This is a genomic window from Microbacterium sp. B35-04 (assembly GCF_010634885.1).
In the GTDB taxonomy this organism is placed as follows: Bacteria; Actinomycetota; Actinomycetes; order Actinomycetales; family Microbacteriaceae; genus Microbacterium.
The window spans coordinates 17,468-32,614 of the sequence record NZ_MWLP01000031.1 but is presented as its reverse complement, the minus strand read 5'-3'; the positions used below and the strand labels follow the sequence as shown (position 1 = coordinate 32,614).

The following is a 15,147-nucleotide window of genomic DNA, read 5'->3' as shown; positions in this document are numbered from 1 at the left end:
AGCCGGACCGCGTGGCCGATCGGCTCGACAGGCTGGTCGGCGAGTCGTTGACGGCGGCCGTCCACACGCGGACCGCGCCGCTCGAGATCCTCGCGTGGGAGGCGCCGGGAGAGCCCGTCCCGTTCGCCGACGCGGCGTGTCAGCGGTACGCACCGTTCGCGGTCGGGGAGCCGTGGGGGCGACCATGGAGCACCCTGTGGCTGCGCGTGCGTGGCACCCTGCCGGGCGAGTGGCCACGGGACGCCCGGCATCGCCCCGAGGTCGTCGTCGATCTGGGCTTCGACGGGCTCATGCCGGGGTTCCAGGCGGAGGGTCTCGCCTTCCGGCCCGACGGCACCGTCGTGAAGGCGGTGTCCCCCCGGAACTCGCATCTGCCGGTCGTGGGTGCAGAGATCGACTACTTCCTCGAGCTCGCGGGGAACCCCGGCATCCCGCCGGAATCGCACTGGCGATCGACGCGCCTCGGCGACAGGGCGACGGCCGGCGTCGAGCCGCTGTACCGGCTCCGCCGGCTGGAGATCGCGCTCGTCGACGTCGGCGTGTGGGAGCTTCTGCAGGACATCGAGGTCGTCCGCGGGCTCGCGGAGCAGCTGCCGGCGGACGGTCCGCGCGCCCTCCAGCTGTGGAGCGCGCTCGACCGGATGATGGACGCGATCGATCCGGATGACGTGAGCGGCACCGTGCTCGTCGCCCGACGCGCCCTCGCGCCGGCGCTGGCGGCCCCGGCCGCGGCCAGCGCCCACACGGTGCTCGCGACCGGTCATGCGCACATCGACACCGCGTGGCTGTGGCCGGTGCGCGAGACCGTCCGCAAATGCGCGAGAACGTTCTCGAACGCGCTCGCACTGATGGACGAGCATCCGGACTTCCGCTTCGCGTGCTCTTCGGCGCAGCAGCTCGCGTGGGTCAAGGAGTCGTACCCGGGGCTGTTCGCACGCATTCGCGAGAAGGTGGCGTCGGGGCAGTTCGTGCCTGTCGGCAGCCAGTGGGTCGAGCCCGACACGAACATGCCCGGAAGCGAAGCCACGGTGCGGCAGCTCGTGCACGGCAAGCGCTTCTTCCTCGAGGAGTTCGGCCTCGAGACGCGTGAGGTATGGCTGCCCGACACGTTCGGCTACTCGGCAGCGCTCCCGCAGATCATGAAGCTCGCCGGCGTCGACTGGTTCATGACGCAGAAGATCTCGTGGAACCAGACCAACGCCATGCCGCACCACACCCTCGCCTGGGAGGGCATCGACGGCACTCGGATCTTCGCGCACTTCCCGCCGATCGAGACCTACAACGCCGAGCTGTCCGCGGCGGAACTGGCACACGCCGAGCGCACTTATCGTGACCACGACGCGGGCACGGTCTCGCTCGCGCCGTTCGGCTGGGGCGACGGTGGCGGTGGGCCCACACGCGAGATGCTCGCGGCTGCCCGCCGGCAGGCGGACCTGGAGGGCTCTCCCCGCGTGCGCCTCGGAAGTCCCGGCGACTTCTACACCGCTGCTATTCAGGAGGTGGACGAGCTCCCGGTCTGGCGCGGCGAGATGTACCTCGAGCTCCACCGCGGCACCCTGACGAGTCAGTTGCGCACGAAGCAGGGCAACCGCCGATGCGAGGAGCTGCTCCATGAGGCGGAGCTGTGGGCGACCACCGCCGCCGTTCAGGCGGGGACCGGCTATCCCTACGACGCGCTCGACCGCCTGTGGAAGCGGGTGCTGATGCTGCAGTTCCACGACATCCTGCCCGGCAGTTCGATCTCGTGGGTGCATCGTGAAGCCGAGGCCGACCACACGGCCATCGTGCGAGAGCTCGAGGGCATGGTCGCGGTGAGCCTCGATGCTCTGCGCGTCGCCGGTGAGGACGGGCCGCTGCTGTACGCGAATGCCACTGCGGTGTGGCTCGCCGGTGTGCCCCCGCACGCGGTAGCCGCACCAGCTGACCCGGCCGGAGCCGCACGGTTCGAGGAGACCGCCGACGGGTGGGTGCTCACGAACGGCATCGTCCGGGCGGTGGTCGACAGGCGGGGACTGCTGGTGTCGCTGCAGGGGCCGGACGGGCGCGAGGCGATCCCCGCCGGCGAGGCGGCCGCCCTGCTGAGGCTGCACCGGGATGCGCCTGGCAAGTGGGACGCCTGGGACATCGAGCGCGACGACCTCCGTCACGCCGTCGACCTCACCGAGCTCGAGCAGCTCGGCGTCGTCACGGAGGACGGCGCGGTCGTGGTGAGATGCGTCAGGCGATTCGGGTCCTCCTCCGTCACGGAGGAGCTGACACTGGCACCCGGACGGGCGGCAGTCGACATCGCCCTCGACGTGGACTGGCAGCACCGCGGGCGCCTGCTGAAGCTGATGTTCCCGCTGGACGTCCATGCCGAGGAGACCCGGAGCGAAACCCAGTTCGGTCACCTTGCGCGGCCCACTCACGCGAACACCTCGTGGGATGCCGCGCGGTTCGAGGTCTCCGGACAGCGCTGGATCCACGTCGGCGAGCCGGGTTACGGCGTCGCCATCGCCAATGACTCCACGCACGGGCATTCGGTGCAGCGGCGGACGAGGACGGACGGCGGCACGACGACGATGATCGGGATGTCGGTCATCAGAGGCCCCCGCTTTCCGGATCCCGATGCCGACCGCGGAAGGCATCGGGTGCGGTTCTCGCTGCGCCCGACGGCCAATATCGCCGACGCGTGCGAGGAGGGCCTGCGCCTCGCTCATCCGCTGCGTCCGGTGCGGTCATCCCGGCCGGCCGAGGCGCTCGTCACCTGCACCGACCCGCATGTGCTCATCGAGGCGGTGAAGCTCGCCGATGATCGCAGCGGAGACGTCGTCGTGCGTCTCTACGAGGCGTCCGGGGGTCGACGGCGGGCGACGGTCCGCGCCTCGTTCCCCGTCGCGGGCGTGCAGCGCACCGACCTGCTCGAGCGCCCGCTGGACCCTCCGGTCGGAGCGTCGGAGCCCTCGTCCGTCGCGTTCGAACTCCGCCCCTTCGAGATCGTCACGCTGCGGTATCGCCGTGCGCGGGTCGGATGAGCGCCTGCGTCAGGAACGCCCGGGCCTCGTCCTGCATCGCGGCGGTGAACTCGTGCGCGGCGTCGTGCCAGGCGCCGGTGTAGCGGGCACCGAGCAGGGTGCGGAGCCGGGTGTCGGCATCCGTCATCCCCTGCCGAGGGAAGAGCTCGTCGCGCTCGCCGTACTGCACGAGCACCCGGCGGCCCAGCGCCGCGACGTCGGGCAGGTCGAAGCGCGCCGCGAGGCCTGGGCTGTGCAGCAGCCACGAGTGGGTGTCGAGGTAGTCGGGCACGAGCGACGCAGAGGCCGCCATCATGCCCGCGACGACGGATGCCGCGACCCGGCCGTCGAGCGCCCCCACGAACAGCGCCCGGCCGCCGCCGCCCGAGAATCCCATCGCTCCGAGGCGTCCGGCATCGACGCCCGGCCAGTCCGCCAGCACGTCCAGCGCCGCCAGATCGTCGGTCGCGACGGCGCCGGCGAAGGTCGTGCCGAGCGCGCCCGCCGCCTTCGCGATGCCGTACTCGTGCAGCGACGACAGCTCATCGAAGCGCTCATCGGCAGAGAGCGTCTCGTGGCGTTCGCGGTGCAGGGCGTCGAGCGCCGCACCCAGGCGCGCCAGCACCTCCGGCGGCGACGACAGGTCGAACGCGCGACTGGCCCACGAGAACGCGTCGGGCACCAGCACCACGAAGCCGTCGCGGGCGAGGTCGTTGGCGGGAGTGCGTCCCGCGTAGCAGCGGGCGCGCATGCGGGCCGCCGAGGGGCTGGGCGCGCGCCCCGTGTCGACGAGCTGTTCGGCCCCGGTCGAACGCACGCCGCCGTGCGCGTGGAGGGCGAGCACGCCGGGGAGATCGCCGTCGTGGTCGGCGGGTTCGAGCACGTAGGCCCGCGTCCGCGGGCCGAAGCCGAGCCACCAGCTCAGCTCGCGGCCGCGCACGCCGTCGGCGACCCACTCGCGGTCGACCCTCAGGTCGGCGGCGGTCGCCGCGCGCACGCCCAGCACGTCGACGAGGGCGCGGCGGGCGTCGGCGACCGTGCCGGTCGCGCCGTCGTTCCCTGGCGAAGCGGTGCCGTCCTCGCCGGCGCCGGCGTTCCGGCGTCCGTCGAGACCGACCGGCACGAACGCCGAAGCGCCCGCGAAGTACGCCGGCCAGTCGGCGTATCCCGCGAGCGCTCCCGTGCTCATGCCCGAGCGTTCAGCTCGCGACGCGGGCGCGGAGGTGGGGCGAGACGGATGCCGCGAACCCGGCGGCCGTGCGCTGCACGGCGACGAGCGGGTCGGTGGCCCAGATCTCCTCGTTGAAGATCTCGACCTCGATGTCGCGGTCGTAGCCCGTCGCCTCGACCGCACGGGTGAGCGAGCCGAAGTCGATGACGCCGTCGCCGGGGTAGTGACGGCTGAGCAGCACATCGGCCGCGAGCGGCGTCTTCCAGTCGCACACCTGATACGTCGCGATGCGGCCCTCGCGGCCCGCGCGCTCGATGGAGGCCAGGACGTCGGGGTCCCACCAGATGTGGAAGGTGTCGACGGTGGCGCCGACGACGGCCGGGTCGAAGTCCGCGGCGATGTCGAGCGCCTGCCCGAGCGTCGAGACGACGCAGCGGTCGGACGCGTACATCGGATGCAACGGCTCGATGGCGAGCGTGACACCGGCGGCCGCGGCATCCGGAACCAGTTCGCCGATCGCGTCGCGCACCCGCTCACGAGCGCCGACCAGGTCGCGAGACCCTTCGGGCAGGCCTCCCGCGACGAGCACGAGGATCGCGGTCGACCCCTCGGCGCCCGCAGCGGCGAGGGTCGCTGCCTCTTCGATCGCGACGCGGTTGTCGTCGATCGACGCGCGGCGCGCCGGGCCCTCGGGCATCGTGAAGAAGCCGGAGCGGCAGTGCGTCGTGAAGCGCAGGCCCGAGTCGGCGAGCATCTTCGCGGCGGTCGCGAGGCCGACCTCCTGCACAGGCTCGCGCCAGAGGCCGATCGCCTCGACACCCGCCTCAGCCGTCACGCGCAGTGCGGTCGCGAGATCGGCGTGCTTGATGGTGGCCTGGTTGATCGACAGGCGCGGATCGACAGCGGTCATCGCGCGTTCCCTTCCCTCATGTCCCGATTTCGCTCGCTCACAATGCCGCCGACCAACTGAAATCGGGACACGAGGGCGAGATTTCGGGACACGGATGCCTCGGTGGCGGTCATGCGAGCACGCCTGGTACGTCGATGCCGTTGTGGCGCAGCATGCCGTGCCAGCGGATCATCGCGAGCTCCGGCCGCTCGAGCGCGAGCGAGGAGTTCGCCAGCTCGACGATGCTCGACAGGTGGGGGAGGCTCCGTGCCGAGTGCAGTCCGCCCACCATCTGGAACGCCGGCTGGTGGCCGTTGAGCCAGGAGAGGAAGGCGACACCGGTCTTGTAGTAGAACGTCGGCGCGGCGAACACCTGGCGGCTGAGCTCCTCGGTCGGCTCGAGGATCTCGAGGTACCGCGCGGGGTCGCCGGCGTCGAGCGCCTGGATGGCCGCCGAGGCGACCGGCGTGATCGCGGCGAACGCGCCGAGCAGGGCGTCGGAGTGCTGGCGCGGGCTGTTCGCGTCGCGCTCCGGCTGCCGGGCGTCGGGCACGTCGGCGCCGCCGATGAGTCCGACGTAGTTGAAGTCGTCGCCGGTGAACATGCGCACACCCTCGGGGAGGCGCTCGCGCACCGACACCTCGGACGCGGCATCCAGCAGGCTCATCTTCACGCCCGCGACCTTCTCGACGTTCTCCTCGATGATCTCGAGCAGCACCGCCGACGCCTCGCGCCAGTCGGGAGAGCCGAAGTAGCCCTCGAGCACCGGGTCGAACGCGGTGCCGAGCCAGTGCAGCACGACGGGGGTCGTCGCCGAGCCGAGCACCTCGCGGTACACCCGGCGGTAGTCGTCCGCCGACTCGGCGGCGCGGGCGAGGTGGCGCGATGCCATCAGCACAGGCCCCGCGCCCTGCTCCTCGGTGAAGTGGAGCTGCTGCTTGTAGGCGTCGATGACCTCGTCGACCGAGATCCGCTCTGCCTCGACGTGGTCGGTATTGACACCGACGACGACCGAGCCGCCCTCCTCGCGGGCGACCTGCGCCGACCGGGCGATGAGCTCGCGCGTCGCGGCCGCGTCCAGGCCCATGTTGCGCTGGGCCGTGTCCATGGCGTCGGCGACGCCGAGACCCCAGGAGTACACCGCGCGACGGAAGTCGAGCGTGGCGTCCCAGTCGACCTCAGCCGGCCGGCCGGGGGTGTTGTCTGCCCAGGTCTGAGGCACGACGTGTGCGGCGGCGTAGGCGACCCGGCTGCGGAGCGGGTCGGCGGGCTTGGTGTAGCCCGGCGACTCGCTCAGCTCGACCGCCGAGAGAGCCCCGGCGTCGGAGAGGAGGGTGAGTTTCGGCATCCGACAGTTCCGTTCGGTGGTTCGGGCCGGTCAGTCGAGCGACAGGGTCGGCAGCTCGACCTTGCGGCCCTCGCGGCTCGACTGCAGGCCCGCCTCGGCGAGCAGCACGCCGCGCGCGCCCGAGAGCAGGTCGAACTCGTACTCTGTGCCGAGCACGTACGACTCGAGGAACTCCTCCCACTGCTGGCGGAAGCCGTTCTGGAACACGTCGTTCGTCGGCACCTCGGCCCAGTCGGCGTCGTAGTCGTGGTCGTCGGCGAGGTCGGGGTTCCACACCGGCTTCGGGGTGGCGTTGCGGTGCTGGATCTTGGCGCCGAACAGACCCACGACGGCCGAGCCGTGCGTGCCGTCGACGTGGAACTCGACGAGCTCGTCGCGGTTCACGCGAACGGTCCACGACGAATTGATCTGCGCGACGATGTCGCCCTCGAGCTCGAAGATGCCGTAGGCGGCGTCCTCGGCGGTCGCGGTGTAGTGCTCGCCCTTCTCGTCCCAGCGGTCGGCGATGTGCACGGCGGCCTGGGCGTAGACGGACTTGACCTCGCCGAACAGGTTCTCCAGCACGTAGTTCCAGTGCGGGAACATGTCGACGATGATGCCGCCGCCGTCCTCGGCGCGGTAGTTCCAGCTCGGGCGCTGGGCGGGCTGCCAGTCGCCCTCGAAGACCCAGTAGCCGAACTCACCGCGCACCGAGAGGATGCGGCCGAAGAAGCCGGAGTCGATGAGGCGCTTCAGCTTCTGCAGGCCCGGGAGGTAGAGCTTGTCGTGCACGACGCCGGTCTTGACGCCGGCCTCCTGCGCGAGCTTCGCGAGCTCGAGCGCCTCGTCGACGGTCTCGGCCGTGGGCTTCTCGGTGTAGATCGTCTTGCCGGCGGCGATGGCCTTGCGCAGTGCAGAGGCGCGCGCCTTCGTGACGAGGAAGTCGGCGTAGATCTCCCAGCGCGGGTCGGCGAGGGCGGCGTCGAGGTCGGTCGTGTAGTCCTCGATGCCATGCTTGGCGGCGAGGTCGGCCAGCTTGGCCTCGCTGCGTCCGACGAGCAGCGGCTTGACGGTGACCTTGGTGCCGTCGGGCAGCTCGATGCCGCCCTGGTCGCGGATCGCGAGGATCGAGCGCACCAGGTGCTGGCGGTAGCCCATGCGGCCCGAGACGCCGTTCATGATGATGCCGATCTCGCGCACCTGCGGACGAGCGGATGCCTCGGCCGAGGCCGGAGCGAGTGTCGTGTCGGTCATGGGGTCCTGCTTTCTGCTCTGAAGGCTGTGGGGTACCCGGCACCGCGGAGTGCGGAGTGGGTAAACGCTTTCCAATAGTGTGACACGCGATCGGGCGTCATGCAAGCGCCTCGTACCAGAGGGCCCGCTGGTCGATCTCGGCGGCGTCGAACGTGCAGACTGCGTCGACCGATGCCGCGAGGCGCGCGGCGGCGTCGGCGGGCAGGTGCACGCCGCTGTCGCGCCGGAGCGGCAGCACGTGCAGCTCCACGCGCGTGGAGGGCGAAGCGCCGATGTCGCGCAGGTTCGCGACGAACTCGGAGCCGTCCCAGAACCGGTCGGTCGCCGTCACTCCGTCGACGCGCAGCTGCGCGAGATCGCCCGCCCAGCGCACCCGCAGCACGGCGTCTTCGTCGACCCACTCGGGGATGTCGAGGCGATACACCGCGGCGTGCGCCTCGAGCACCGCGTCATCCGGCGCGGACGGCCGGCCATCGCGCGACCCGTAGCGGCCGGACGGCATCGACGCCGAGCGCACCGTCTCGACCGCGACGCTCTCGGTGACCGCAGCGCCGCCGGCGTGGTCCCACGCGAGCTCGCGCCAGACGCCTCCGGCGTACTCCCGCATGTCGGGTGCCGACCCGCTCGCGCGCACCGACACCGTCCCTGCGGCATCCCACGTCAGCTCGTCGGACCCGACGAACAGCCGTCGTCCACCGGCGGCCGCGTCGACCACCCAGATCTGCGCCGCCTCGTCGGCGGGAAGGACGAGCACATCGAGCGCCGCACCATGGGGCTCCTCGATGTGCAGCGGCGACGGCCCGGGTGTCACGCGATGGGCGAGGCCGTCGTGCGCGATCTCGACCGGGATGCCCGCGTCTTCGATCAGCACGAGGGTCGGAACGGAGCCGGATGCCGGGATGCCGGGCAGCACCGTGACCGCCGACGCGGTCGCCCACTCGACCCTGACGCCGCCCACCTCGAGACCGAGGGGCCACCGGGCGAGGGTGCCGGGAGGGACGTCGACGGGCGTGCTCGGCAGCGTGACGACACCGTCCGCTGTCTCGATCTGGAACTGCGCGCCGCGGTACGTCGACAGCGGCACGTGCGGCTGATGCCATCCGATGAACACGAAGCCCGCGCCGTCGTCGGCGCGGACGGCCCAGCGCAGCGTCTCGGCGTCCTCGACGCCGGCCGGGCGCTCCGCGGGAAGGTGCGACGGCATCGGCGCGAGGCTTTCCCCGAACGCCTCGATGAACGCGTGCTGCAGGCGCAGCGCGGCGTGACTCGGGGCGGTGCGGCCGGCCTCGCCGATCGCCGCGTGGAAGTCGTAGCTCAGGCGGGTCATGTCGTTGGGGTACCCCGTGGCCTGCGTCTCCTCGAGCCCCGGCCCCGGGTTCGTCCCGCCCGCGTACATGTAGAAGCCCTGCCACGCCGATCCGCTGCCGAGCTTGGCGTGCGCGACGGCGGCGATGTCGAGGGCGTCGGGCCGAGGCCGCCGGTGGTATGCCGTCGCCATGCCCCCGCCGAGCTCGCAGGTGGCGGCCGGGAACCACGGCGACAGTTCGGCGGACCCGCCGGTCGCCTCCGCACCGCGCACATCGGCGCCGATGCCGGGGTCGTCCCACGTGTCGGAGAAGAAGTAGTGCGCCCGGAAGGTCGGATCCCACGGCTCGCCGGGGTCGACCCAGAACCCGTCGCCGTAGCCGCCCCACAGCGGCAGCACCTCGGGATCGGGAAGTTCGGCGCCGCCCCACGCGGTCGCGGTCCACAGCGGTGCCGACAGTCCTGCCTCGCGCGCGAGCCGCTTGAGCGTGACGAGGTGGCCCGGCTGGTCGTACAGCTCGTTCTCGAGCTGGATCGCGAGCACCGTGTCGGGGCGGCAGCGCCCGTCGAGGGCGCGGGCGAGGTGCCCGAACCACTCCCGCACGAGATCGAGATACGCCGGGTCGTCGGTGCGGTGCTGCACCGGCGCGTGCTGCACCCAGTCGGGGAATCCGCCGTTGCGCATCTCGCCGTGCGCCCACGGACCGATCCGCAGCACGATCTCGAGCCCTTCCGCGCGCACCGCGTCGACGAACGCCGCGACGTCGAAGCGCCCGTCGAAGCGCACCTCGCCCCGGACCGGTTCATGGTGGAGCCACGGCACGTACGTCGACACGACGGAGATGCCTCCCGCCCGCATGAGCCGCAGCCGCGGGGTCCACCGCTCGCGCGGAACGCGCGTGTAGTGCAGCTCGCCCGACACGGGCAGCCACGGACGTCCGTCACGGATCAGCGCGCGGCTGGTCAGGCCGAGCCCGGCGCGCGCATCCTCGGCGTTGGCCATGCGCGGGCGCCTCTCGGCGCGAGCGTCGCCGGTCGCGTCGAGCCGCAGCGGCGCGGCGAGCGCGGTCGAGCCCGCGACTGCCCGCGTGCCGTGAGCGCTGCTCATGCGAGCCGCACCGCGGCCCACGACACGGCGGGGAGGGTCACCGAGAGCGATTCGCCGTCGACGGATGCCTCGGCCGCGCGCACGCCGACGCGCTCGGGATCGTCGAGGGTATTGGCCGCGTACACGTCGTCTTCGTGCAGCAGGTGCGACTCGACGACGGCGACCTCGCGCCCGAGGGTCCGCACCAGCGGGGCGAGGTCGACACGCAGGTTCGCGGCATCCGTCGCCGAACGGTTCACGACGAAGAGCGACACGCCGTCGTCGTCGATGGTCGCGACCGCGTTCAGGGTGGGGACCTCGCCGAGCTTCTCGCTCGCGAACGTGCTCGACGCGACCGGCACGCGCACCGCGCGCCCCTGCGCGAGCCGCGATGTGATCGAGAAGGGGAAGAACGTCGTCTGCCGCCACGCCGGTCCGCCCGGCTCGGTCATGATCGGGGCGATGACGTTGACGAGCTGGGCCAGCGACGCAGAGCGCACGCGGTCGGCGTGCTGCAGCAGCGTGATCATGAGGTCGCCGAAGACGACGGCGTCGAGCGCGCTGTACTTGTCCTCGAGCAGGCGCGGCGCGACCGGCCAGCCCTTCTCCTCCGGCTTGTCGTTCTGGCCGCCCTCGTCGTCGTGCAGGTACCAGATGTTCCACTCGTCGAACGAGATCATGATGCGCTTCTCGCTCTTCTTCGTGGCGGCGACGGTGTCGGCGATCGCGACGACCGCCTCGATGAACTTCGCCATGTCGACTCCCGACGCGAGGAACTCCTGCGCGTCGCCGTCGTGCTCCTGGTAGTAGGAGTGGCACGAGATGAAGTCCACATCGTCGAAGGTGTGCTCGAGCACGGTGCGCTCCCACGAGCCGAAGGTGGGCATCGCCCGCGCCGACGAGCCGCACACGACGAGCTCGACGGCGGGGTCGAGCATCCGCATGCCCTTCGCCGTCTGCGACGCGAGCTTGCCGTAGTCGTCGGCGTTGCGGTGCCCCAGCTGCCACGGTCCGTCCATCTCGTTGCCGAGGCACCACATCTTCACGCCGAACGGCGTCTCGCGTCCGTTCGCGGCGCGCCGGTCGGTCCACGCGGTCTGCGCGTCGGCGTTGGCGTACTCGAGCAGGTCGAGCGCCTCCTGCGTGCCGCGCGTGCCGAGGTTCACGGCCAGCATCAGGTCGCTCCCGACCCGGTCGAGCCACGCCTGGAACTCGTGGAGCCCGACCTCGTTCGTCTCGGTCGAGTGCCACGCGAGATCAAGCCGGCGCGGCCGCTCGGCCTTCGGCCCGATGCCGTCCTCCCACCGGTAGCCCGAGACGAAGTTGCCGCCGGGGTAGCGGATGGTCGAGACGCCGAGCTCCTTCACGAGGTCGATCACGTCGGTGCGGAAGCCCTCGTCATCGGCCGACGGATGCCCGGGCTCGAAGATCCCGTCGTAGATGTGACGGCCCAGGTGCTCGACGAACCCGCCGAACACGCGGCGGTCGATGTCGGCGATCTCGTAGTGCGGGTCGAGGCGGGCGGACGCGTCGGTCACGGGGATCCTCTCGGGATGGGGGGTGGGAGACACGGATGCCGCGGCACGAGGCCGTGCCGCGGCATCCGTCGAATCGGTCAGGCTCAGGCTTCGAGAGTCTCAGCCGAGGATGGCGTCGGCCTCTGCGAAGAACTGCGTCACGGCGTCGTCGACCGAGAGGGCGCCGAGACCGATCGACTTGCCGAGGTCCCAGAAGGTCTGCTCGAGCGAGCCGTAGCCGACGACCGGAACCGGCGGGGCATCGCCGATGCGGTCGGCCGCCGACTCGATGTAGTCGGCCACCTGCTTGTCGGGGCCTTCGAGGGTCGCGCCCTCGAGCTTCGACGACGAGGCCGGGAACCCGAGCGTGGTGCCGAAGATCTCGCCGGCCTCGGGGCTGTTCACGACGAAGTCGAGGAACAGGGCAGCGGCCTCGGGGTGCTCGGTGTTCTTCGCGATCGCGACCTGCAGGCCGGCCTGTCGGTAGAGGTCCTGCGAGCCCTCCTTCGCGGTCGGGGGAGCGACGATCGAGATCGACGAAGCGCCCGAATCGGCGAGGTAGCCGCCCAGGAAGTTGCTCCAGCTCATCTCGCTCGCCGTGATCGCGGCGCCGAAGCCCGACTTGGGCGAGAGCTCCTCGAGCTTCTGCTGCGGCACGGTGACGCCGTCGCGGATCTCTGCACCCGATTCCCAGAACTCGCGGAGCTCGTCCTCGGTGAAGCCGAGCTCGCCGTCGTCGGTGTAGAGGTTGCCGCCGTCGGCGCGGAGCACGAGCTCGAACACCTGGATGCGCTGGGTGTAGTCGGTGCCGCCGTACACGGTGCCGCCGGTGGCGTCGGTGACCGAGGCCATCCACTCGTCGAAGTCGGCGAAGCTCGTGCCGGCCTCGGGCGTCTCGACGCCCGCCTGGGCGACGAGGTCGTCGTTGACGAAGTTGGCCCACAGGCTGTAACCGGTGGGGAGCGAGTACTGCACGCCGTCGAGCGCACCGGTGCCGAGGAGCGACTCCTCGAACGTCGTCGTGTCGATCTGGTCCGACACCTCGGCGAGGTCGAGCAGATTGCCGGACTCGCCGTACTGGCGCAGGTAGCTGTCGGAGAACTGGAAGACGTCGGGGAGCCCACCGCCCGCGGCCTCGGTCTGCCGCTTCTCCCAGAAGCTCGGGAAGTCGGTGAACGAGGTGTTGATCGTGATGTTCGGGTACTCCTCGTTGAACGCCGCGATCAGGTCGTTGTAACGGGTGGCGCGGTCGTCGTTGCCCCAGAACGCGAAGTCGAGCGTGACCTCCTCGTCGGGGTCGAACGCGTCGGCGGCGTCGTCGGACGCGCCGCCGGCGCAGCCGGCGAGGACGAGCGCGGCGCTCGCGGTGAGGGCGGCTGCTGCGAGCAGACGGGGTGCGGGCATGGAGGTCTCCAGTCTCGAAGGGAAGTGGGGGAGGTCAGAAGCTCGGCACGGACTCGCGCGCCGAGGGTTCGGCGGCGGGCGTGGCGAGGGCGGGCGGGACAGCGGCGGGTGCGAGGAGGAAGGCGACGCCTTGGGCGTCGAGCGCCACGCGCTCGACGGCACGGCCGGTCTCGGCATCCGTGCACTCGATCGCGATCTCGACGCGGGCGTCGCCGTGGTTGATGAGCGTGACGAGATCGCCGCGACGAGCGGCCTCGACGCCGGCGGGCAGGCCCTCGACGACGGGGCGGACACCGGATGCCTCGACCACGGCCGCGACGACGGCGTCGAGCGCGTCGGGGGCGGTCCCGGCGGCTGAAGGCGAGTTGCCGACGGGCTGGGTCGCGACGTACCAGGCCTCGCCGGCGCCGAACCGGTGGCGGGTCAGTGCCGGCGCGCCGGCCTGGAGCCCGGAGTCGAACGCCGCCACGACCGACGCACCGGTCGCGTGCACGGACTCGGCGACGAGCCGGCCGGACTGCGCGGCGCCCCCGAGCCGGAACGTCGCCTCGGCACCGGCCACGGCTCCGGCGCCCGGTACCGCGGCGGTTTCGGCCTTGAGGCCGCCCACGCCGCTGGCGCTCACGGCAGCGCCGGCGAGCGCGCCGAAGTCCTCGAAGCGCAGACCGAGCACGGGGCCCAGCTGGGTCAGGAACCCGCCGTCGCGGAACTGGTCGTGCGCGTCGACGATGTCGGTGAAGGGGCCGGTGAGCAGCGTGCCGCCGTCCTCGACGAACCGGGTCAGCGCCGCGGCGCCCTCATCGCGCAGCAGGTAGAGCGCCGGTGCGACGACCAGGTCGTAGGCGCGGTCCACCTCTTCGGGTCCCACGATGTCGACCTGGATGTTGCGCGCGTGGAACGCGCCGTACCACTCCAGGATCAGCGCGAGGTAGTCGATCTGCGTCGGGTGGTCGCGCTCCTCGACGGCCCACCAGTTCTCCCAGTCGAACACCAGGGCGACCTGGGCGTCACGGCCCGGTGCGGGCAGCTCAGGGAGAGCACCCAGGCGAGCGCCGAGGTCGGTGACCGCGTTCCAGGTCCGGGTCTCGGTGCCCGCGTGCGGAAGCATCGCCGAGTGGAACTTCTCGCTTCCGGCGCGGGACTGCCGCCACTGGAAGAACATGATGCCGTCGGCGCCGCGTGCCACGGACTGCGCCGTCTCGGCCATCAGCGCCCCCGGCTGCTTGCCGGCATTCGCGGGACGCCAGTTGACGGCATCCGTCGCCTGCTCCCAGAGCAGCCACGGCACGCCGGGCTTGAGCGAGCGGATCAGATCCCGCTGGAACGCGGCGTCGCGCACGCGATGCGGGTTCGCCGGATCGGGGTAGCAGTCGTCGGCGATGACGTCCATGTGCGGCGCCCACTTGCGGTAGTCGGCGGGCTTGAACGGACCCATGAAGTTCGTCGTGATCGGCTGCGTCGCGCCGGCCGCCAGCAGGATCTCGCGCTCCATCAGGTAGCACTCGAGCAGCATGTCGCTCGTGAAGCGGCGCCAGTCGAGCATCGACGACGGGTTGTGGCTGTACGGGGCGAGGCGCGGCGGGAAGATCTCGTCGAAGCCGCCGTAGCGCTGCGACCAGAAGCTCGTGCCCCACGCATCGTTCAGTGCGTCGATGGTGGCGTACCGCTTCTCGAGCCACCCGCGGTACGCGTCGCGCGCGGCATCCGAGAAGTCCATCCAGAGGTGGCAGCCGAACTCGTTGCCGACGTGCCACATCACCACGGCCGGGTGCTCCGCATAGCGCTCGGCGAGGCGGCGCACCAGTTCGCCGGCCAGGCGCCGGTAGGTGGGCGACGACGGCGCGAAGTGCTGTCGGCTGCCGGGCCAGTAGGAGGCGCCCGACTCGTCGGCCGGGAGGGTCTCGGGGTACGTCGCGCTCACCCACGGCGGGGGAGAGGCGGTCGCCGTCGCGAGGTTGACAGCGATGCCGCCCGCGTGCAGCTTGCCGATGACGGTGTCGAGCCAGGCGAAGTCCCACACGTCCTCGGAGGGCTGGATGCGCGACCACGCGAAGATGCCGAGGCTGACGATGTTGACGCCGGCCTGCTGCATGAGGCGGACGTCCTCGTCCCACACCTCCTCCGGCCACTGGTCGGGGTTGTAGTCGGCGCCGTACAGCACGTCGAGCTCCTTCTTCTGGCTTCGGTGACAGGTGATTCG

General features: G+C 71.5%; 9 protein-coding genes. 1 reads left to right on the top strand and 8 read right to left on the bottom strand.

The window, feature by feature from the left end; genetic code table 11:
• The first annotated feature begins 11 nt into the window (after window positions 1-11).
• The gene (locus B1729_RS08820) at window positions 12-3,014 is read left to right on the top strand and encodes a glycoside hydrolase family 38 C-terminal domain-containing protein (protein WP_345770807.1); all 3,003 of its coding nucleotides are present in this window, start codon (window positions 12-14) and stop codon (window positions 3,012-3,014) included.
• Here B1729_RS08820 and B1729_RS08815 read toward each other — a convergent pair.
• From B1729_RS08815 to B1729_RS08780, 8 genes are all read right to left on the bottom strand, one after another.
• Window positions 2,980-4,182, bottom strand: coding sequence for a dienelactone hydrolase family protein (locus B1729_RS08815; protein ID WP_163632134.1), 1,203 nt, complete (start codon window positions 4,180-4,182; stop codon window positions 2,980-2,982). The genes B1729_RS08820 and B1729_RS08815 overlap by 35 nt on opposite strands.
• A 10-nt stretch (window positions 4,183-4,192) precedes the next feature.
• Window positions 4,193-5,074, bottom strand: coding sequence for a sugar phosphate isomerase/epimerase family protein (locus B1729_RS08810; protein WP_163632131.1), 882 nt, complete (start codon window positions 5,072-5,074; stop codon window positions 4,193-4,195).
• A 109-nt stretch (window positions 5,075-5,183) separates the two neighbouring features.
• Window positions 5,184-6,401, bottom strand: a complete 1,218-nt coding sequence (locus B1729_RS08805) for a dihydrodipicolinate synthase family protein (protein ID WP_163617710.1) — start codon at window positions 6,399-6,401, stop codon at window positions 5,184-5,186.
• A 30-nt stretch (window positions 6,402-6,431) separates the two neighbouring features.
• Window positions 6,432-7,634, bottom strand: a complete 1,203-nt coding sequence (locus B1729_RS08800) for a Gfo/Idh/MocA family oxidoreductase (protein ID WP_204260049.1) — start codon at window positions 7,632-7,634, stop codon at window positions 6,432-6,434.
• Between the two features lie 97 nt (window positions 7,635-7,731).
• Window positions 7,732-10,047, bottom strand: a complete 2,316-nt coding sequence (locus B1729_RS08795; protein WP_204318889.1) for a beta-galactosidase — start codon at window positions 10,045-10,047, stop codon at window positions 7,732-7,734.
• Complete coding sequence (locus tag B1729_RS08790; RefSeq protein WP_163617709.1) at window positions 10,044-11,564, bottom strand: alpha-N-arabinofuranosidase; 1,521 nt, start codon at window positions 11,562-11,564, stop codon at window positions 10,044-10,046. Before B1729_RS08790 ends, B1729_RS08795 begins: the two co-directional genes overlap by 4 nt.
• A 99-nt stretch (window positions 11,565-11,663) precedes the next feature.
• Window positions 11,664-12,947, bottom strand: a complete 1,284-nt coding sequence (locus tag B1729_RS08785; RefSeq protein WP_163617708.1) for an extracellular solute-binding protein — start codon at window positions 12,945-12,947, stop codon at window positions 11,664-11,666.
• Window positions 12,948-12,981: 34 nt separating this feature from the next.
• Window positions 12,982-15,108, bottom strand: coding sequence for a beta-galactosidase (locus B1729_RS08780; RefSeq protein ID WP_163632128.1), 2,127 nt, complete (start codon window positions 15,106-15,108; stop codon window positions 12,982-12,984).
• Window positions 15,109-15,147 lie beyond the last annotated feature (39 nt).

Coding starts and splice junctions, on each gene's coding strand:
- B1729_RS08815 (WP_163632134.1), bottom strand. CDS start 4,182: ATGAGCACGGGAGCGCTCGCGGGATACGCCGACTGGCCGGCGTACTTC.
- B1729_RS08810 (WP_163632131.1), bottom strand. CDS start 5,074: ATGACCGCTGTCGATCCGCGCCTGTCGATCAACCAGGCCACCATCAAG.
- B1729_RS08805 (WP_163617710.1), bottom strand. CDS start 6,401: ATGCCGAAACTCACCCTCCTCTCCGACGCCGGGGCTCTCTCGGCGGTC.
- B1729_RS08800 (WP_204260049.1), bottom strand. CDS start 7,634: ATGACCGACACGACACTCGCTCCGGCCTCGGCCGAGGCATCCGCTCGT.
- B1729_RS08795 (WP_204318889.1), bottom strand. CDS start 10,047: ATGAGCAGCGCTCACGGCACGCGGGCAGTCGCGGGCTCGACCGCGCTC.
- B1729_RS08785 (WP_163617708.1), bottom strand. CDS start 12,947: ATGCCCGCACCCCGTCTGCTCGCAGCAGCCGCCCTCACCGCGAGCGCC.